The 17,673-nt window shown below is 59.0% G+C and carries 21 protein-coding genes; 11 read left to right on the plus strand and 10 right to left on the minus strand.

Features of this window, described 5'->3' with window-relative positions; genetic code table 11:
• Positions 1 to 128: 128 nt before the first annotated feature.
• The 5 genes from ACTHND_RS15060 to ACTHND_RS15080 all read right to left on the minus strand — a co-directional run bounded on the left by ACTHND_RS15060 (position 129) and on the right by ACTHND_RS15080 (position 4,707).
• Positions 129 to 683: a GIY-YIG nuclease family protein gene (locus ACTHND_RS15060; protein ID WP_440178776.1), complete on the minus strand. Its 555-nt coding sequence runs from the start codon at positions 681 to 683 to the stop codon at positions 129 to 131.
• 33 nt (positions 684 to 716) lie between these two features.
• Positions 717 to 1,532, minus strand: a complete 816-nt coding sequence (gene mtgA / locus ACTHND_RS15065; RefSeq protein WP_440178777.1) for a monofunctional biosynthetic peptidoglycan transglycosylase — start codon at positions 1,530 to 1,532, stop codon at positions 717 to 719.
• A 23-nt stretch (positions 1,533 to 1,555) separates the two neighbouring features.
• Positions 1,556 to 2,560, minus strand: a complete 1,005-nt coding sequence (locus ACTHND_RS15070) for a WD40 repeat domain-containing protein (protein ID WP_440178778.1) — start codon at positions 2,558 to 2,560, stop codon at positions 1,556 to 1,558.
• A 228-nt stretch (positions 2,561 to 2,788) separates the two neighbouring features.
• The gene (locus ACTHND_RS15075) at positions 2,789 to 3,949 is read right to left on the minus strand and encodes a CobW family GTP-binding protein (RefSeq protein WP_440178779.1); all 1,161 of its coding nucleotides are present in this window, start codon (positions 3,947 to 3,949) and stop codon (positions 2,789 to 2,791) included.
• Positions 3,950 to 4,011: 62 nt separating this feature from the next.
• Positions 4,012 to 4,707: a hypothetical protein gene (locus ACTHND_RS15080; protein WP_440178780.1), complete on the minus strand. Its 696-nt coding sequence runs from the start codon at positions 4,705 to 4,707 to the stop codon at positions 4,012 to 4,014.
• 265 nt (positions 4,708 to 4,972) lie between these two features.
• Between ACTHND_RS15080 and rplU the strand changes: the two genes are divergently transcribed.
• From rplU to ACTHND_RS15135, 11 genes are all read left to right on the plus strand, one after another.
• On the plus strand, positions 4,973 to 5,497 hold the full coding sequence (rplU, locus tag ACTHND_RS15085; protein ID WP_090647183.1) for a 50S ribosomal protein L21: 525 nt from the start codon (positions 4,973 to 4,975) through the stop codon (positions 5,495 to 5,497).
• 25 nt (positions 5,498 to 5,522) lie between these two features.
• Positions 5,523 to 5,792 (plus strand): 50S ribosomal protein L27, encoded by a 270-nt coding sequence (gene rpmA / locus ACTHND_RS15090; protein ID WP_303827511.1) that lies wholly within the window; start codon positions 5,523 to 5,525, stop codon positions 5,790 to 5,792.
• Between the two features lie 226 nt (positions 5,793 to 6,018).
• Positions 6,019 to 6,603 carry a GNAT family N-acetyltransferase gene (locus tag ACTHND_RS15095; RefSeq protein ID WP_440178781.1) on the plus strand — a complete coding sequence of 195 codons (585 nt, stop codon included), beginning with the start codon at positions 6,019 to 6,021 and terminating at the stop codon, positions 6,601 to 6,603.
• 261 nt (positions 6,604 to 6,864) lie between these two features.
• Complete coding sequence (gene obgE, locus ACTHND_RS15100) at positions 6,865 to 7,914, plus strand: GTPase ObgE (RefSeq protein WP_440178782.1); 1,050 nt, start codon at positions 6,865 to 6,867, stop codon at positions 7,912 to 7,914.
• A gap of 26 nt (positions 7,915 to 7,940) precedes the next feature.
• Positions 7,941 to 8,576 (plus strand): nicotinate-nucleotide adenylyltransferase, encoded by a 636-nt coding sequence (locus ACTHND_RS15105; RefSeq protein ID WP_440178783.1) that lies wholly within the window; start codon positions 7,941 to 7,943, stop codon positions 8,574 to 8,576.
• A gap of 52 nt (positions 8,577 to 8,628) precedes the next feature.
• Positions 8,629 to 9,093 carry a ribosome silencing factor gene (gene rsfS / locus ACTHND_RS15110; protein ID WP_440178784.1) on the plus strand — a complete coding sequence of 155 codons (465 nt, stop codon included), beginning with the start codon at positions 8,629 to 8,631 and terminating at the stop codon, positions 9,091 to 9,093.
• The gene (rlmH, locus tag ACTHND_RS15115) at positions 9,094 to 9,585 is read left to right on the plus strand and encodes a 23S rRNA (pseudouridine(1915)-N(3))-methyltransferase RlmH (RefSeq protein ID WP_440178785.1); all 492 of its coding nucleotides are present in this window, start codon (positions 9,094 to 9,096) and stop codon (positions 9,583 to 9,585) included.
• A 61-nt stretch (positions 9,586 to 9,646) separates the two neighbouring features.
• Positions 9,647 to 9,922 (plus strand): type II toxin-antitoxin system HigB family toxin, encoded by a 276-nt coding sequence (locus ACTHND_RS15120; protein ID WP_440178786.1) that lies wholly within the window; start codon positions 9,647 to 9,649, stop codon positions 9,920 to 9,922.
• 31 nt (positions 9,923 to 9,953) lie between these two features.
• Positions 9,954 to 10,343 (plus strand): helix-turn-helix domain-containing protein, encoded by a 390-nt coding sequence (locus ACTHND_RS15125; protein WP_440178787.1) that lies wholly within the window; start codon positions 9,954 to 9,956, stop codon positions 10,341 to 10,343.
• 43 nt (positions 10,344 to 10,386) lie between these two features.
• Complete coding sequence (locus ACTHND_RS15130) at positions 10,387 to 11,526, plus strand: murein hydrolase activator EnvC family protein (protein ID WP_440178788.1); 1,140 nt, start codon at positions 10,387 to 10,389, stop codon at positions 11,524 to 11,526.
• A 91-nt stretch (positions 11,527 to 11,617) separates the two neighbouring features.
• Positions 11,618 to 13,078: a S41 family peptidase gene (locus ACTHND_RS15135; RefSeq protein ID WP_440178789.1), complete on the plus strand. Its 1,461-nt coding sequence runs from the start codon at positions 11,618 to 11,620 to the stop codon at positions 13,076 to 13,078.
• A 61-nt stretch (positions 13,079 to 13,139) separates the two neighbouring features.
• On the opposite strand, the gene ACTHND_RS15140 is transcribed toward ACTHND_RS15135, so the two are convergent.
• The 5 genes from ACTHND_RS15140 to dapF all read right to left on the minus strand — a co-directional run bounded on the left by ACTHND_RS15140 (position 13,140) and on the right by dapF (position 17,673).
• Positions 13,140 to 13,787 (minus strand): MarR family winged helix-turn-helix transcriptional regulator, encoded by a 648-nt coding sequence (locus ACTHND_RS15140; protein WP_440178790.1) that lies wholly within the window; start codon positions 13,785 to 13,787, stop codon positions 13,140 to 13,142.
• 122 nt (positions 13,788 to 13,909) lie between these two features.
• A complete protein-coding gene (locus ACTHND_RS15145; protein WP_440178791.1) occupies positions 13,910 to 14,626 on the minus strand; it encodes an inner membrane-spanning protein YciB in 717 nt (238 codons plus the stop codon).
• Positions 14,616 to 15,575, minus strand: a complete 960-nt coding sequence (gene ftsY, locus ACTHND_RS15150; RefSeq protein ID WP_440178792.1) for a signal recognition particle-docking protein FtsY — start codon at positions 15,573 to 15,575, stop codon at positions 14,616 to 14,618. The genes ACTHND_RS15145 and ftsY overlap by 11 nt, the downstream gene beginning before the upstream one ends.
• The gene (gene mtaB, locus ACTHND_RS15155) at positions 15,572 to 16,843 is read right to left on the minus strand and encodes a tRNA (N(6)-L-threonylcarbamoyladenosine(37)-C(2))-methylthiotransferase MtaB (protein ID WP_440178793.1); all 1,272 of its coding nucleotides are present in this window, start codon (positions 16,841 to 16,843) and stop codon (positions 15,572 to 15,574) included. The genes ftsY and mtaB overlap by 4 nt, the downstream gene beginning before the upstream one ends.
• The gene (gene dapF / locus ACTHND_RS15160) at positions 16,840 to 17,673 is read right to left on the minus strand and encodes a diaminopimelate epimerase (protein ID WP_440178794.1); all 834 of its coding nucleotides are present in this window, start codon (positions 17,671 to 17,673) and stop codon (positions 16,840 to 16,842) included. The genes mtaB and dapF overlap by 4 nt, the downstream gene beginning before the upstream one ends.

Genomic DNA, 17,673 nt, shown 5'->3' on the forward strand with positions numbered 1-17,673 from the left:
ACAAAGGCGCGATGACATCCCATTCTGTATCGGTCAACTCGTAGCGGCGACGCGTCATGAAAAAGGCTCCCTGTTCACCGGAAGCCTTGAATCACGATCAGTTCTAAATGGGAATCCCGTTTATGGGTTTACGCCCTAATAAGCGAAGGTGGGATTTTTATCCCGCTCTTGTGAATTATACAGGGAAAGCGTTGATCCAATTCACGTTTCGATTTGCCAAATAAATTTGCTGGTAAAAATGCTGCAAAGTTTTCGTCATCACTTAACCATTCCAGCTCATACTCAGGCGCTGTATCCAGACTATCGAGCGATGTCGTATTTCGTTGAATAAAGGAAAGTAATCGTTTCGTTGGTTTAAAAAATTCAAAATTTTTATAATTACCCTTTCGCTTATCTAAGCGGCTGAAAGCAAAATGGCGATGGATTAAATCTTCGGCCTCAATGCCATCGCCACGTCGGGCAATTGAAGAATTTGAATGTTTCCAGACGATGATACCAAGCACCGTAAATGGCGGAAGTGTGCGGATATGACTCTTTATACGTTGATCTAAATTTACAGTATAACCAATTTTAATAGATCCAGCCGGAACTCGTATTTTAGCAGAGAAGCGTGCTCTATATTCAGCGACATGGCTTTTGTGCATTTGTAAAAAGTAAATGTATGAGCGCTCTGCTATAGGCATTTGCTGCTCCCAGCTATAAAGCGGATAAATTCCTCATTCCGACGCGCAGGCATCCAGCCCCTGGCTGACCACCGTGCGGGCATTGGCGGCGATACGGCCGGAGCGCTTGCTGCCCTTCGCCTTGCGCTTGATTGGATTAGGCAGGATGGCCGCCAGTTGCGCCGCCTCGGCCTTTGAGAGCGTCTTCGCGCTATGGCCGAACCAGTATTGCGAGGCGGCTTCCGCGCCATAGACGCCCGGCCCCATCTCGATCGAATTGAGATAAACCTCCATGATCCGGTCTTTCGACCACATATGCTCGATCAGGAAGGTGTAATAGACCTCGAACCCCTTGCGGACCCAGGAACGATCCGGCCACAGAAAGACATTCTTGGCCGTCTGCTGCGAAATGGTCGAGGCGCCGCGCTTCTTCTTGTGCGTGGCGTTATAACGCTCGGCTTTCTCGATGGCCTGCATGTCGAAGCCATCATGGGTACAGAACTTGGCGTCTTCAGAGGCGATGACGGCGCGCTTGAGATTGTCGCTGATCTGATAGGCCGGCACCCAGCGGTGATCGAGGCCATTGCCCTGGGTCAGCTTCTCGATCATCAGGAAGGTCACCGGCACCGGCACGAAGCGGTGAATGGCGACGGACAGGATCGAAAAGGCAAAAAAGCCGACAATACAGGCGCCCACGAAACGAAACGGGCGGAACTTACGCTTTACTTTTACAGGCATCGGTTTGGGAGTCGTGGTCTCGGTCGGGTACAGGTCTTTTTCCGGCGCGGGTGAAGGCGATGGCGCGTCATAGATGGTTTCTTCGCTCAGGCCCGGAACCGTATCTTCCGGCTCATCCTCACGCTCACTCATAACGCCCCCAGCGCAAAACCGAACTACTCCGTCTGCTCAAATATATAAACTACGCCGTCTTCATCGCCAAACAGAATGCGATTGGCCTCGCCGGAGATATCGCCAGAAATAGCCAATGCCGTGATCGGCGCGCCCTGTTCGCCCTTGATCCACTCCACATGAGTCGATTGCAACTCGGCCAGCCAGACGCGACCGTCCTCGGTACCGGCGCTAAGTATGGTTTCCTCGGCCGCGCCGGCCACGACAGACACCATGCTGCCTTCCAGCGGATTGATCTCGGAGGCTTCCTCTCCCATCGGACCATTGGGTCGCAGGAACGGCCAGACCACCGCGCCATTGGCGCCGGACGTGGCCAAAAGCTTACCCTTGGCGAAGAAATCAAGCGACTTGATCTTGGCGGGATAGCCGCCCATGCGCATATCCTTCGAATCCTTCAGCCGCCAGCCGTGCAGGGCGTTTTCCTGCATGGCGGTGATGACGAATTCGCCCGAGGGCGCCATGGCGATTTTGGTGTGCGAACCGGCCCAGAACAGCTTGGTCGGCTTCTGCTTTTCATCGATACGGGCAAACCACACGACCACGCCATTATAGGTGGCGCAATAGAGCTTGCGTGCCTTGGGATCGAAGACAAGATCCGACACCGAATGCTCGTGCGTGAAGGTCTTGGTCTCTTTTTTAAGCAGGTCGAGCACATGGACCTTCTTGGCGGTGGCATAGGCGATCACCTGGCCTTCGGGCGCCACGGCGATGACGTCGATCCAGGCCCCCTTGTGTGCCGCCAGCTCGATCGGCCCGGCGTCCTTCGAGGTCCAGACCACGCGGCCATCGTCACCGCCGGTAATAACGCCAAGGCCGGTCGGGTGAATCACGGCACTCAGGATTCCGGCGTTAGGGTGGGCGTCGAATTCCTTTTCCGAGTCGGGGAAGACAACGCGGCCGTCGCCGAGCGCCACCACGGGCTCGTCAAGCGCATCGAACAGGGCGGCGACAACGTAAGTGTCGAAGGATTTTTGGTAAGCAAAGGTCATGGCGAGGCTTATAGGCGGGGAGATGGGATTTGGAAAGCGCCACTGATCGTCCCCTGCAAAGCGGGGGGAGGTGGCAGCGCCCAGTTCCTTGTGCGAAGCCCGAAGAGCTGGCGTCGCTGACGGAGGGGGCTATTCCACTGTCAGTAATGCCCCCTCCGTCTCGACGCGCTTCGTCCTGCGGTCCGCGCATTGCTCGACACCTCCCCCGCTTCGCAAGGGAGGAAAACATTACGCCGCGATTGTCGCTTCAAAACCGGCCTTGAGCGCGGCGGTATCGAGATGGCGGCCGATAAACACCGCGCGCGAGACACGCGGCTCATCCGCCTGCCATTCGCGTTGCAGGTCGCCTTCCAGGATCATGTGCACCGCCTGAAAGACCAGGCGCTTGTTCTCGCCCTTCACATTGAGAATACCTTTGGCACGCAGGATGTCCTGCCCCTTTTCCGCCAGAAGCTTATCAAGCCACTGGGTAAAACGGATGCCGTCGATCGGCTTGTCGGTGCTGAGTGACAGGCTCTTGATCTCTTCGTCATGGATCGGATTGATGGTATGGCTGCAATGCTCGTCATGCACATGCCCGGCCTCGCCATGCGCCGGATTGTGGTGGTGGTGCCCATGATCGTGGTGATGATCGTGGCCGCAATGTTCATCATGGACGTGGCCGGGTTCGCCATGCGCCGGATTGTGGCCATGGTCGTGGTGGTGATCATGGTCATGATGATGGTGGTGCCCGTGATCGTCGTGGCCGATCTCTTCCAGCTTGGTCAGGTCGAAACGGTGCTGGTTCAGCAGGGTGGCGATATCGACAAAGGAGCGCTGGGCGCGGGTGATGCTGGCCAGCGGGTTCAACCCCTTCAGGCGGCCTTCGATCTCATCCAGCTTGGCGTCATCGACCAGGTCGGTCTTGTTGAGGATAATATGGTCGGCAAAGGCGATCTGTTCCTTGACCACGCGGTCGGTCTTCAGCGCCTCGTCAAAATGCAGGGCATCGACCAGAGCCGTCACCGAATCGAGATAGGTCTTCGCCTTGATATCTTCGTCGACAAAGAAGGTCTGCGCCACCGGGCCGGGATCGGCCAGTCCGGTCGTTTCGACGATAATGGCGTCAAACCGGCCCTTGCGCTTCATCAACTGCGACAGGATGCGGATCAGGTCGCCGCGCACCGTGCAGCAGACGCAGCCATTGTTCATCTCGAACACTTCTTCATCGGCGCCGACGATCAGGTCGTTGTCGATACCGATCTCGCCGAACTCATTGACGATGACGGCGTATTTCTGGCCATGGTTTTCCGACAGGATGCGATTGAGCAGGGTCGTCTTGCCGGCGCCCAGATAGCCGGTTAGGACGGTGACAGGGGTCTTTTGCGATGGGTGCGCGGTATCGGCCATTTGGGTGTTACTTTATAAAGGTGGAATGATCTGCCGCTTAGTTAAGCCTTCGCGCATTGAAATCAAGTCGACAATTTGCGCTCGCAGGTGAGAATTTCGTACCATTCTAAGCCTATGGCGCCAGGGCGCTCAACAAGACAAACCTTTTGCCCCACGGTCGCACCTTGGTACACTTGCTGCGACACCGCCTCGTCACCCCCTTCTGGATTCACAGTTGACGGGGCCAAGACCAGATAGGGCGTATGCCCTCTCCCAGCACCAATATATTTTTTCAGGACAGTGACTTCCGTGATTTTTGGTGGCGCGCTATCAGCTATTGTATCGATCAGGCAAACTACGCCATAGCCATAGGCCAGCCCTGTAAGAAACAATACGCTCGTAATTATCAGCCTCCCCCGTTGCCGGCCGAAGGTTCCGGAAAAGTAAGCTAAACCGCTCCAAACAACGCCAATTACGGCTGCACATATCAAAGCTACCTGCCAGTTTATTATGTGAATCGGCCCCAAGGCCCGGATCGTCAGGCCAAGTGATGGCAGAAAAAACAACGCAATCGTGTCTGGTCTTGTCTCATTTCTTTGTCCGCTGATAACAATACGCCCGCCAGAAAGCCTGGTCAGGATCAGCGCCAACACGGGGGAAAGAGCACACAGGCTTGCACTGAAAGCCAGTTGATCCGACGGACAACGAACAATCCATAGCGTCAGGAGGACGCTGGTTATCCAGAATATAGCGCTCAGCGCCAGCGATCCTATTTTCATCGTCCATCCCCCACATTCGATATATCATACCCTACACATCTTTCATTAGCCTGCACGACTAAGCTTTGGCCTTACGATCAGGCTCAGTATAATCCCCCCGCTAAATCCGTATCTTTTCGATGCCAAAGGCGTTGACTCAGCGAGATATCCTTGTATAAGTCGCCGCCTCTCGCCCGGAGCCTTGTGGTTCCTGGGGCGTTTTTCCATTCTCCCGCGCAGGACTTTCGCTTTTAAAGCCCCGCGCCACGGCATAAGGTTCCTGACCATGTACGCGGTCATCAAAACAGGCGGTAAGCAATACCGCGTTTCGGCTGGCGATCTGATCGTTGTCGAGAAGCTCGAAGGCGAAGCCGGCGCGGCTGTGAAGTTCAACGACGTGCTGATGCTCGGCGATGCGGCTGGTGCCGTTGTCGGCGCCCCGCTCGTTGACGGCGCTGTGGTCGAAGCCACCCTGATCGAAACCCGCAAGGGCGAGAAGGTTCGCATCTTCAAGAAGACCCGTCGTCAGGGCTATCGCCGTACCCGCGGCCATCGCCAGTTGCAGTCGGTCCTGCGCGTTACCTCGATCCTCGGCGCCGGCAAGTCGGCGAAGTGGGAAGGCACCGTCTCGCTGACCACGAAGGCCGAACTCGACGCCCGGGCCCGTAACCTGGCGCCGCGCAACTTGGCTGCCGCTATCGAGACCCCGGAAGTGGTTTCGGTTCCGGTCGTCGCCGAAGAAGCCCCCGCCAAGAAGAAGGCCGCGCCGAAGAAGAAGGCCGCTGCTGAAACCTCGGCTGACGAAGCGTAATTACAGAACCTAAGGAGCACCTCCCATGGCACACAAAAAATCCGGTGGTTCGTCCCGCAACGGCCGCGACTCACAATCCAAGCGCCTCGGCGTAAAGCGTTTCGGCGGTGAAGCTGTCCTCGCTGGCAACATCCTCGTTCGCCAGCGCGGCACCAAGTTCTTCCCCGGTGACAATGTCGGCCTCGGCCGCGACCACACTCTTTTCGCCACGGCGACCGGCAATGTGAAGTTCACCACCAAGCGCGACGACCGCTGTTACGTGTCGATCATCCCGACAGCCGCCGCTGCCGAATAAGCACGACCTGAAGATTTCTGGATCGTGCTTAAGATTTTAAGCCGATCCGGACCGAGTTTAGAGCGGGAGTCCGGGTTAGACCTGGCTCCCGTTTTTCGTTTTTGGTTTCGGCATAAACCAAACGTGATCCCGCTCTTTCAGACCTGTGGTGGAACTGACACAGTTTCACCCTAAATAGACCTCAAGGTGGTGCCATCCATGCCGCCGGGGTCAAGGAGTGACAGACATGATCACGCGCAATGAAGCCCACAGGGCCATCATCGGCCCGCACAAGCCAGACCAGGTCAGCGTCGAGACGACACGTCTGAGCCTGACGGCACTGAAACCTTCCGATCTCGATGCCTTCCTGGCCGTCTTCGCCGACAGGAATTCGGCGCGGATGACCCATGCCATCCCGCATCCGCTGGATCGCAGCGAGGCCGAGCGCCTGCTGGCCGATATGGCGGCCACGCCCTTTACCCATTGGGCCATCCGCCTGGATGATGAGCGTCTGATAGGGATTATCAGTCTGACCAAGTCGGCCTGCGGCACGACGGGCGGCATCCACTCGTTCGGACCTAATCTGAGCGTCTTCATCGCCCCGCAATGGCAGGGCCAGGGCTATGCCATAGAGGCGACCGACGGCCTGCTGCGCTGGTGCAAGAAGCGTAAACTGCACCGCATCATCCATGCGGCGCATTTCGCGGATAATGAAGCTTCGGCCTCAGCCCTGATCAAGGCCGACTTCCTTTATACCGGGCGTAAGACCATGGAGACCTCGCTGGCGCGCGAAGGCGCGCATCTGGCGCTCCATATGATCCGTATTTTGTAAAACCGGTTAAGTAAGAAGCCCCACCACCACCGGGCTAAAGCCCGGCGGTCCCCCTCCCCAGTAAAACTGGGGATGTATGAGAGGAATAGTTCTTCTTGTACCTCCCCGACTTGTCGGGGAGGGGGACCACGCCCATTCTTTATGGGTGTGGTGGTGGGGTTTCTTGCTTTTTCGGACGTTTTCCGTCAAAGAACATCTTTTTGGTAAGACGCGTTTTTAGACGAAACACCGGCAGCCATTTTTTCGAAAACGCTTTGGCTTATGAAATTCCTCGATCAGTGTAAAATCTTTATCCGTTCCGGCAACGGCGGCGCCGGCGCCGTCTCGTTTCGCCGTGAAAAGTTCATCCCCAATGGCGGGCCCGATGGTGGTGATGGCGGCAAGGGCGGAGATGTGTGGATCGAAGCCAAGGATGGCCTCAATACCCTGATCGACTATCGCTACCAGCAGCATTTCAAGGCCAAGACCGGCACTCACGGCATGGGCCGCCAGATGCACGGCGCCAATGCCGAGGATATCGTGCTCTATGTCCCCGTCGGCACCGAGGTTTTCGAAGAGGACCACGAGACCCTGATCGTCGATCTCGATGAACCCGGCAAGCGCCATTTGCTGGCCCAGGGCGGCAATGGCGGCTGGGGCAATACCCGCTTCAAGGGCCCGATCAACCAGGCGCCGAAGTTCGCCCTGCCCGGTCAGGACGGCGAGGAAAAGTGGATCTGGCTGCGCCTCAAGCTGATTGCTGATGCCGGACTTGTCGGCCTGCCTAATGCCGGCAAGTCGACCTTTCTGGCCGCCTCATCCTCGGCTAAACCAAAGATTGCTGACTACCCCTTCACCACGCTCGTCCCCAATCTCGGCGTGATCGATCTGGGCCCTGAGCAGCGCTTTGTCATGGCCGATATTCCCGGCCTGATCGAGGGGGCTTCGGAAGGCGCCGGCCTCGGCACCAAGTTCCTCGGCCACGTCGAGCGCACCAAGGTGCTGATCCACCTGATCGACGGCACCCAGGAAGACCCGGTCAAGGCGTATAAGATCATCCGCAAGGAACTGAACGCCTATGACGAAATCCTCGGCTCGAAGACCGAGCTGGTGGCCATCAACAAGGTGGATTCGCTCGATGCCGATGCCCGCAAGAAGCTGGTGACGAAAATCAAGAAGGTCTCCGGCCAGACCCCCTTCCTGATCTCCGGCGTAACCGGAGAAGGTGTGCGTGACCTGCTGTTTGCCGCGCTGGAGACCATCCAGGGGGAAAAGCCGGAAACCGCCCGAGCGGAGGCCGCGTCCGCCTACAATCCGTGGGATAATGCCTGAGGATGTGGTTCGCCGGCCCGGCCCCGATGCGGCCCGCAGTCCCCGCGGGCGGTTTGCGCAGCGGCTTCCATCTGGAACGCGGTATGACCGTCGGCCTGTTCGGCGGTTCGTTCAATCCGGCACACGCCGGCCATCGCCATGTCGCTGAAACGGCGCGCCAGCAACTGGGCCTCGACCGGATTATCTGGCTGGTCTCGCCGCAGAACCCGCTGAAATCAAAGAGCGAAACCGCGCCGCTTGCCGAACGCATGGCCGGCGTGCAGCCTTTTACCGGCCACGGCGATGTCATTTCCGATTTTGAGACCCGCATCCACGCCACCTACACGCTCGATACCCTGCGCGCCTTGAAAGCGCGCTATCCCGGTGTCCACTTCGTCTGGATCATGGGGGGCGACAGCCTGGCCGGTTTCCATCGCTGGCGGGGCTGGGTGCAACTGATGCACATGGTGCCGATCGCTGTCGTTTCCCGGCCGGGCGCCCTGATGAAGGCGCGCTTCTCGCCGGCCACGCAGCGCTTCGCGCGTTATCGCATCGATGATCGCGCCGCGCGCACCCTGCCATATCGCAAGCTGCCGGCCTGGACCTATATCAAAGGTCCGTTACACGGCCATTCGTCCACGGCCTTGCGGCTGAAACTAAAGACAAAATCCCCAAACCAGTAAATTTCCATCAAGGCGTGACCTGAAGCGCATTTTGTGCTATCAAGCTGCTATCGTGGATCATAAAGGAACCCTAGCCCTGTCTCGTCAACCTGCGCACACCGCGCCCGAAACCCCTCAGTCTGAGGCTCCCGCGTCCGCTGACGCCCACGAAGATAACAGTACCGACAGCCTGCTGCCTCTCGAAACCCTGATCGTCAACAAGCTTGATGATGACAAGGCCCAGGACATCGTGTGCATCGACCTGCGAGGCAAGTCCTCGGTCGCAGACACCCTGATCATCGCTTCCGGCCGTTCCCACCGCCATGTCGGCGCGCTGGCTGATCACGTCGTGCGCGCGCTAAAGGAAGCCGGCCACGGCAAGGCCAAGATCGAGGGCCTGCCCGCCTGTGACTGGGTGCTGATCGATGTCGGCGACGTGGTCGTTCATATCTTCCGTCCGGAAGTCCGCAGCTTCTACAATATCGAAAAGATCTGGTCGCTGTCGCCCGAAGGCACGGGCCATACGGTTTCGGTGTAAGTGAAACTGACGCTCTGCGCCGTTGGCAAGCTCGGCGCGACGGTCGAAAACACTCTCGTGAAAGACTATCTGAACCGCGCCAATTTAACCGGGCGCGGTTTAGGCATTTCACCTGTCGATCTGCTCGAAGTCGAAGCCAAAAAAGGCGCGAAGGCCGCTACCTCCGCCCTGCTGAAAGCGCAGGAAATGGAAGCTATCAAGACAGCCTTAAGTGATGGCGGCATCCTGATCACCTGCGACGAACATGGCGAACAACTGACCTCGCGCCAGATTGCCCAGCGCCTCAATACTTACAAGGATCGCGGCGAACGTCGCGTCACCTTCCTCATCGGCGGGGCCGACGGTCTTGATCCGGCCCTGCTGAAAGCCTCCGCCTTTTCACTGGCCTTCGGCCCCCAGACCTGGCCCCATGCCCTGGTCCGCGTCATGCTGGCCGAACAGATGTACCGCGCTACCACCATACTGGCCGGCCTGCCCTATCATCGGGATTGATTGTTCCACAAAAGGGAACCCGCCGGTTGTTCCCAATTGCGGAACATGATATACACACCATATGAATGTGGTGACCCGCAAAAAACTACAGGAATTCTGGGCACGACATCCGAATGCACAGCCCCCTCTGATTGCCTGGTATAATCATGTCAAGGCCGCTGAATGGGTGTCGCCGCAGGATATACGCAATGATTTTCGCAGCGCCGATTTTCTGGGCGACAATCGGGTCATCTTTAACATAGGCGGCAACAGCTACCGTCTGATTGTACGTATTTCTTACACCTACAAGCAGGTCTTGATAAATTCGTCGGAACACATGCGGAATACGACCGCATAGACCCCTTAACCGTTTGATCCGGAGGACTGAAATGGCCTTTAAAATCCATATTCTTCGTGACGAAGCCGATTATCAGGCAGCGCTTGCCGCTTACGAGCGCTATTTTGACGAAGAGCCCGAACCCGGCAGCGAAGCCGCTGATCATTTCGTGCTTTTAGGTCTCCTTCTGACGCGCTACGAAGATGAACACTTTCCGTTGCCTGCCGCCGATCCGATCGAGGCTGTACGCTTTGCCATGGATCGGCAGGGCCTGACGCAGTCCGACCTGGCGTCACTCCTGGGTTCACGTTCCCGCGCTTCGGAAATTCTCAACCGACGCCGCGAACTGAGCCTGCCGCAAATCCGCGTCCTTTGCCGGGAATGGGGCATACCGGCCAGTGCACTGATAAATCCCTACCCGCTGGCGCGCGCAGCCGGTTGATCCATTTATTGAGAATTAAGCCGAACCACCTTATCTCAATGACATGCTCGCTTCCTCGCGCCATCTGCTGCTGACCGGTCTGGCCGTGCTCGCCCTTGCCGGCGCGGTGCAGAGCGACGCGCAGCAACGGAAGCACGACCTTTCCGAAGCCGACCGCGCCACGCTTGATACGCTTTCCGCCCAGCGTCGCGCCGAGGAACGCAAGAGCGACACTCAGCGGCGCTCCGCCCGCCAGATCGCGCAGGAAGTCGAGGCCCTGCGCGAGCAGATCATCGAGATTTCGCGCAAGCAGGGCACCGGCGAAACGCGTTCCGCCATCTACCGCGCCAAGCTGGAAACCATCAACCAGCAGGAAACCGACATTTCCCGCCGCCTGATCGCCGAACGCGACAAGCAGACCCGCCTGCTTTCCGCCCTGCAAATCTATTCACGCAACCCCCCGCCGGCGCTGTTCGTTACGCCGCGCAAGGCCAATGACGCCGTGCTGGCCGCCATCATCATGCGTGCCATTACGCCGGAACTGAAGAAACGCACCGAAAGCCTGGTCCGGCAGAACAGCCAGTTGGTAAATCTGCGCCGCCAGGCCGCCCTGCAAAACGAGGCCATCTTCATCTCCGAAAGCGAGGTTTCCGAGCAGCGCAGCGAGATCGAGCGCCTGATCCAGCAGAAGATGGACCTGGAAGACCAGTTGCTGAACCAGGCCGACCAGATGGATGCCCGCGCCGCCGAGTTGAAGGCGCGCGAAAATCGCCTGACCGGCGACCTGCCGCTGAAATTCTTCGGTTCCCCGGCCATAGACAACACACATTTGCAGCCGCCCGTAGTGGGCGACATCACACGCAATTTCGGCCAGTCCGATGGCAATGGCCCCGCCAGTCGAGGCGTCTCATATGCCGCCCTGCCGGGCAGCCAGGTCACCGCGCCGGCGGAAGGCGAGGTCGAATATGCCGGCCCGCTCGATTCCTACGGACAGGTGGTCGTGCTCAGCATCGGCCATGATTATCGCGTCGTGGTCACCGGCATCGGCCGCATCTATGTCCAGCAGGGCCAGACTGTCGGCCGCCATGAACCACTGGGGCGGATGCCCAACCTTTCCGACAAGAAAGCGGTTCTCTACATGGAACTGCGCAAGGGCGAAACGCCGGTTAATCCCGCCACGACGCTCCAGCTTTCCAGTCGGTAGAGATGGCCTTTAAAACTAAATAAAGACGCCCCGTTTACGCCATGTTCTCACTCTTATATGCTAGACTGATTGTATGCCCACCGAGGATGAAATGAAGAATATTTACCTTGCCGGCGCCGCCGCTGTCGCCCTGAGCATCGGGGCCGTCGCCTATGCGAGCCAGCCGGCCTTCTCGCCTCGCTCGGATACCTACAAGCAACTGGAACTGTTCGGCAATGTGCTGGCCATTGTCCAGCAGGACTATGTCGTGCCGGTCGATTCCAAGAAGCTGATCAATGCCGCCCTGGAAGGGATGCTGGCCTCGCTCGATCCGCATTCCAACTACCTGTCGGACGACGACTATACCGACCTGAAGGAAAAGACCCGCGGCTCCTATGGCGGCATCGGCCTGGAAGTGACCGGCGAGGACGGTGCGGTCAAGGTCGTCACCCCTATGGACGACACGCCGGCCCAGAAGGCGGGTATTGAATCCGGCGACTATATCACCGCCATCGACGGCACCTCGATCCTCGGCCTGCCGCTCAATGACGCCATTTCCAAGATGAAGGGCGAGCCCAATACCAAGCTGACCGTCACTATTGTCCGCACCGGCAAGGACGCGCCGTTCGATGTGGCGCTGACGCGTGAAATCATTGTGGTGAAGTCGGTCAAGACCCGCATGGAGGGCGATTACGGCTATCTGCGCATCGCCTCATTCTCGGAGACCACCGCCAACGATACCAAGACGGCGCTGGCCGACCTGATGGCCAAGAACCCGAACATGAAGGGCCTTGTACTCGACCTGCGCAATAATCCCGGCGGCCTGCTGGAACAATCGGTCGGCGTAGCCGATCTGTTCCTCGACGGCGGTGAAATCGTCAGCCAGCGCGGCCGCGATCCGAAAGATATCATCCGCTATCAGGCCAAAAAGGGCGACATGCTGAACGGCAAGCCGATCGTGGTCCTGACCAATCCGGGTACGGCCTCGGCGGCGGAAATCGTCTCCGGCGCCCTGCAGGACCAGAAGCGCGCCACCATTGTCGGCCTGACCACCTTCGGCAAGGGCTCGGTGCAGAGCGTGATCGACCTGGGCGACAACCGAGCCGTCAAACTGACCACGGCGCGTTACTACACGCCTTCGGGTCGTTCGATCCAGAAGACCGGCATCGAACCCGATCTCGAAGTGGCGATGAGCAAGGAACAGGCGAAATATATCGCCACGGCCGCCATGCAGTATACCGAAGCCGCCTATGGCAATGCTCTGGACGCCGATGAAGGCAAGGTCCGCCGTTCGGCCCATGCCGTTCAGGAAGTGCCGCCGGATGATTTCGACACCAAGACCGGTGATTTCGAACTGACCCGCGCGCTCGACGTGCTGAAATACAATGGCGACGTCAAGCTGGCCGCCGCTCATCCCCGCGGCGCCAAGCTGGCCGATAGCGACCTGGTCGATAAGCCCGGCGCCAAAATAGAAGCCAAGATGAAGGCCACCACGCCGGCCGGAACGGCGTCCGGGTCGTCATCGTCGAGCGCCTCATCTTCCAGTTCGGCAGCTTCTGCCGACAAGAAATAGAGCCCCCGGTCACCAGACACAAAAAGAGCGCCGACCTGTCTGGATCGGCGCTCTTTTTGTGTTAAATGGCGTCCGTCTTGACGACTGGTGAATGCACCAGGTCTTCGCTGTCCGCCGCCTCGGAAATGCCTTCCGACAACGGCGGGAAGGGCAGCTTCTTCAGCTTGCGCGCGCTGAGCTTGGTCTTCACCTTCTTTTTCTTTTCGGCCTTGGGTGGCTTCTCGGCCTTCGGCGGCTTGGGCGTTTTTTCCTTGCGCGGCTTTGCATCGCCGGACAATTCGGTTTCACGCGCATGGGTGAGTTTACGCAGCAGCTTGACGAAGCTCTCCCGCTTGGGCGGCGACAGCAGGCTCAGTATCTTCTCGTCGGCCGCCAGGACGCGCGGTTCCATCTCGGCCAGGGCCGTCTTGCCGGCGTCGGCAATGCGCACCAGGTTGGCACGGGCATCGGTGGCTGACCGTTCGCGCGCCACCAATTCCTTGGCGAGCATCCGCGACACCAGATCGGCGAGCGTCGAGCGATCGATACCGGTCACCTTGACCAGATCGGTCTGCGACAGCCCCTCCGTCCCTTCCAGCGCTTTGAGGACGGCATATTGCCGCTGGGAAAGCGCATCTTCGCCGGCTTCGGCATTATATATATCAAGGGCAATCTGCAACACGCGGTGCAGCAGGTGCGAGGGCGACTCATCGAGTCCGTTCTTAGACATGGTCTTTTCGCCTGACTTCGACTTTTTCACGATGCCTCCCGATGTGCAATCAGCCAAGGGGATAGTGTCATCATTATATGTCGCTTTTACGACAATTCAATCCGAACACGGAGGAATGACCGTCAGCGGGCGTCACTTTCGGGTTCGGTGATCATGTTTTTCATCAGGAAGGGCAGCAGACAGATCGACAGCAGGATTGGCCCGCCGATCATAGAAGCGAGCTTCCAGGTCAACCAGAATTCATCGCTCTGCGTCCGCCAGATGGCTTCATTCACGCCGGCCATGGCGAGATAGAACAGGGCATAGTAGAGCGTCAGGCGCGGCCAGGCCTCGTCTTTGAGTTTCAGCGCATCCCCCAGCAGGGCTTTCAGGGGCTGCTTTTTCAGCACCAGGGCGCCCAGCAGGATGCCGCCGATCAGCACATCGACAATGGTCATCTTGATCTTGACGAAAGTGGCGTCATGGAAAACGACCGTCAGGACCGTCATTGGAATGGTGATCAGGCAGGAGACCAGCGGTATCCAGGCAATGCGTTTTTCCGCAATCAGCCCGCCGATCAGGGCCAGCACCGACGCCGCACCGAGCACGCCGCTGGCCCAGATCAGGCAATCGGCCGCCGGCACCAGCTTGAAAATTTTGCAGATGAAGAAGGTCAGGCCGAAGGCAATCAGCGGCCCATAATCGACCACCATCTTGACGGTGTTTTGCTTCGGCTGGCCCGGCTTCAGCGCCAGTTCGGGATTGGTCTCGCCGAGCTTTTCAGCGGCAATGCCCATAGCGCGGTCAACCACCTGGTCGCCTTCGCGGATCTCGTCGGAGAGTTTCGGCTCATCCGTCATTTTTGTCTCCCAGCGGCTCCAGACCGACCATCGAGCGGGCAAAATCACGCGCCTTGAAATCGTGCAGGTCTTCGATATCCTCACCGACACCGATCAGCTTGATTGGCGCATCTGAGGCCTTGGCGATCGGGATCAGGATACCGCCGCGCGCCGTGCCGTCGAGCTTGGTCATGACCAGCCCGGAAACAAACGCCTGGCGGCCGAAAATCTGTTCCTGGCTGAGCGCATTGCGGCCCACCGTGGCATCGAGCACCAGCAGGGTCTCATGCGGCGCTTCCGGATCGACCTTCTTGATCACGCGGACGACCTTCAGCAGCTCGTCCATCAGCGCCTGCTTGTTTTGCAGGCGGCCGGCCGTATCGATCAGGACGACATCGTAACCTTCTTCCCTGGCCCGGACGAAGCTGTCATAGGCCAGGCCTGCGGCATCGGCGCCGGTCTTGCTGCCCATGAAATCGGCGCCGGCGCGCTCGGCCCAGACCTTGAGCTGCTCAACGGCGGCGGCCCGGAAGGTATCACCCGCGACGATCAGGACCTTGGCACCGCTCTTGACCAGCTTGGCCGCGATTTTGCCAAGCGTGGTGGTCTTGCCTGAGCCATTGACGCCGACGAACAGCACGACATAGGGGCGCGGACCGGAGAGCGGCTCGAACGTGCCTTCGTGGCCTACCAGTTCGTCTGCCAGAGCCTCGGCAAGCGCGGCCCGCACGGCATTGGAATCCTTGGCAGAACTGAATTTCTGCTGCGACATCTTAGCAGCGATGGTGGCGGCGATCTGCGGCCCCAGGTCACTCTCGACCAGCAGGTCTTCCAGTTCCTCCAGCGCGGCATCATCCAGCGCTTCTTTCTGCTGGAACACCTGCGTCACTGACTCGGTCAGGTTCTGCGAGGTCCGCGAAAGGCCCTGCGTCAGCCGCTGGAACCAGCCCTTTTTCTTTTCTTCAGTCATACCGCTTGCTGTAGCTCAGTTTGCACAAGGCTGCCAATGACATGTTTGCCATCATGGCCATGGATAAGGATATCGCTGATACCGCCAACAACAGCCTCACCCTCAAATACCACCTCGGTAAAATCAGCGGCGCGGGCAAAGCCGGGTTTCTCGACGACACACGAAAGGACGCGCCCCTGCTGACGATGAAGGTGGCGGGTCAGCGCTTCCTCGGCCTTGGCGCGCAGACGGGCGGCGCGTTCCTTGATCAGCGGGCGTGGCAGTTGCGGCATCTTGGCCGCCGGGGTCTGCGGGCGCGGCGAATAGGGGAAGACGTGGACGAAGCTGAGGTCACAGGCATCAACCAGCGACACGGCATTGGCAAACATCTCCTCCGTCTCGGTCGGGAAACCGGCGATCATATCGGCGCCGAAGGAGATATCCGGACGCACGGCGCGCACCTTTTCGACCAGCCGGATGGAATCGTTGCGCAGGTGCCGGCGCTTCATCCGTTTCAGGATCATATCGTCGCCATGCTGAAGACTGAGGTGCAGATAGGGCGCCAGGCGCTCTTCCTCGGCAAAGGCGCGCAGCAAGGTGTCGTCGATTTCAGCGGCATCGATCGAACTGAGGCGCAGGCGCTTCAGGTCCGGCACCAGCTTGAGGATACGCGTCACCAGATGACCAAGCTGAGGATTACCCGGCAGGTCGCCGCCCCAAGAGGTCAGGTCGACGCCGGTGAGCACCACTTCGTTATAGCCCTGCGCCACCAGTTTTTGCGTCTGGCTGATGACATCGCCGGCGGCGGCCGAACGCGAATTGCCGCGGCCATAGGGGATAATGCAGAAAGTGCAGCGGTGATCGCAGCCGTTCTGCACCTCGACAAAGGCACGAGCCCGATCCTTCAGCCCATCGATCAGGTGACCGGCGGTTTCCTGTACCGAGAAGATATCGTTGACGACGATACGGGCCGAATCCGGTGTTAGCTTGTAGGCACCGGCCTTCTGCTTGTCGCCATTGCCGATGATGAAATCGACCTCGGCCATATTGGCGAAGGTATCGGGATCGGTCTGAGCGGCGCAGCCGGTGACGATCAGCTTGGCGTCCGGATTTTCCTTGCGGGCACGGCGGATGGCCTGGCGCGCCTGGCGCACGGCCTCGCCAGTAACGGCGCAGGTATTGAAGATGATGGCGTTATCCAGCCCGTCCTCGGCGGCGGTCTTGCGGATGACCTCGCTCTCATACGAATTCAGGCGGCAGCCGAAGGTAACGACATCAAGCTTACTCACAACGTGCCCTCGAACTCGACCTCGATCGGGCCGGTCATGATGACGTGATCGTTCTCAGCCCAGGCAATATGCAGCGGGCCGCCATCCATGATGACGGTGGCGGCGCGATCGGTCAGGCCACGGCGCGCGGCCGCCACGAGCGTGGCGCAGGCACCGGTGCCGCAGGCGCGCGTAATGCCCGCACCGCGTTCCCACACGCGCATCCGGATGGTCTGGCGGTCAATGATCTGCGCGAACTCGACATTGACGCCTTCGGGGAAGAGCGGATGGTTTTCGATCAGCGAGCCGGTGGCGGCGACATCGACCTTCGCCACGTCTTCGACGAAAAATACCACATGCGGATTGCCCATACTCACGGCGCAAGGCGTATGATAGAGCGGCGCGTCATAAGGCCCAACCTTCAGCTCCAGCCGCAGGGTGTCCATTTCCTCCGATAGCGGAATTTCACGCCAGTCCAGGCGCGGCTTTCCCATATCGACCGCTACGGTGCCGGTCTTTTCGTCGGCCTTGATGACGATGGCTTTTGTCGCGCCACCCAATGTATCGATTTTTAGGGTCTTTTCTGCGGCATTGGGGTTCAGATACCAGCCCACGCAACGCAGGGCATTGCCGCAGGTTTCGACCGTGCCACCGTCATTGTTCCACACGCGCATAAAGGCATCGCCACTTGGGCTGCCTTCAATGACGATCAACTGGTCAAAGCCAATACCGGACGCACGATCGCCCCAGGCACGAATCTGCGCCGGCGCCGGCGTAAAGGCGGCGTCGCGGGCATCAACGACAATGAAATCATTGCCGAGGCCGTTCATTTTCAGAAAAGGTCTGCTCAT

The sequence above is a fragment of the Asticcacaulis sp. genome, assembly GCF_051954415.1.
GTDB lineage: Bacteria > Pseudomonadota > Alphaproteobacteria > Caulobacterales > Caulobacteraceae > Asticcacaulis.

What these genes read in the sequence shown, in the direction of transcription:
- ftsY (WP_440178792.1), bottom strand. Translation starts at nt 15,575, where the DNA reads ATGACTGAAGAAAAGAAAAAGGGCTGGTTCCAGCGGCTGACGCAGGGC.
- ACTHND_RS15105 (WP_440178783.1), top strand. Translation starts at nt 7,941, where the DNA reads ATGCGGCCCGCAGTCCCCGCGGGCGGTTTGCGCAGCGGCTTCCATCTG.
- mtgA (WP_440178777.1), bottom strand. Translation starts at nt 1,532, where the DNA reads ATGAGTGAGCGTGAGGATGAGCCGGAAGATACGGTTCCGGGCCTGAGC.
- ACTHND_RS15135 (WP_440178789.1), top strand. Translation starts at nt 11,618, where the DNA reads ATGAAGAATATTTACCTTGCCGGCGCCGCCGCTGTCGCCCTGAGCATC.
- ACTHND_RS15080 (WP_440178780.1), bottom strand. Translation starts at nt 4,707, where the DNA reads ATGAAAATAGGATCGCTGGCGCTGAGCGCTATATTCTGGATAACCAGC.
- rpmA (WP_303827511.1), top strand. Translation starts at nt 5,523, where the DNA reads ATGGCACACAAAAAATCCGGTGGTTCGTCCCGCAACGGCCGCGACTCA.
- ACTHND_RS15070 (WP_440178778.1), bottom strand. Translation starts at nt 2,560, where the DNA reads ATGACCTTTGCTTACCAAAAATCCTTCGACACTTACGTTGTCGCCGCC.
- ACTHND_RS15120 (WP_440178786.1), top strand. Translation starts at nt 9,647, where the DNA reads ATGAATGTGGTGACCCGCAAAAAACTACAGGAATTCTGGGCACGACAT.
- ACTHND_RS15060 (WP_440178776.1), bottom strand. Translation starts at nt 683, where the DNA reads ATGCCTATAGCAGAGCGCTCATACATTTACTTTTTACAAATGCACAAA.
- ACTHND_RS15130 (WP_440178788.1), top strand. Translation starts at nt 10,387, where the DNA reads ATGCTCGCTTCCTCGCGCCATCTGCTGCTGACCGGTCTGGCCGTGCTC.
- rplU (WP_090647183.1), top strand. Translation starts at nt 4,973, where the DNA reads ATGTACGCGGTCATCAAAACAGGCGGTAAGCAATACCGCGTTTCGGCT.
- dapF (WP_440178794.1), bottom strand. Translation starts at nt 17,673, where the DNA reads ATGAGCAGACCTTTTCTGAAAATGAACGGCCTCGGCAATGATTTCATT.
- ACTHND_RS15140 (WP_440178790.1), bottom strand. Translation starts at nt 13,787, where the DNA reads ATGTCTAAGAACGGACTCGATGAGTCGCCCTCGCACCTGCTGCACCGC.
- ACTHND_RS15075 (WP_440178779.1), bottom strand. Translation starts at nt 3,949, where the DNA reads ATGGCCGATACCGCGCACCCATCGCAAAAGACCCCTGTCACCGTCCTA.
- ACTHND_RS15145 (WP_440178791.1), bottom strand. Translation starts at nt 14,626, where the DNA reads ATGACGGATGAGCCGAAACTCTCCGACGAGATCCGCGAAGGCGACCAG.
- ACTHND_RS15095 (WP_440178781.1), top strand. Translation starts at nt 6,019, where the DNA reads ATGATCACGCGCAATGAAGCCCACAGGGCCATCATCGGCCCGCACAAG.
- ACTHND_RS15125 (WP_440178787.1), top strand. Translation starts at nt 9,954, where the DNA reads ATGGCCTTTAAAATCCATATTCTTCGTGACGAAGCCGATTATCAGGCA.
- obgE (WP_440178782.1), top strand. Translation starts at nt 6,865, where the DNA reads ATGAAATTCCTCGATCAGTGTAAAATCTTTATCCGTTCCGGCAACGGC.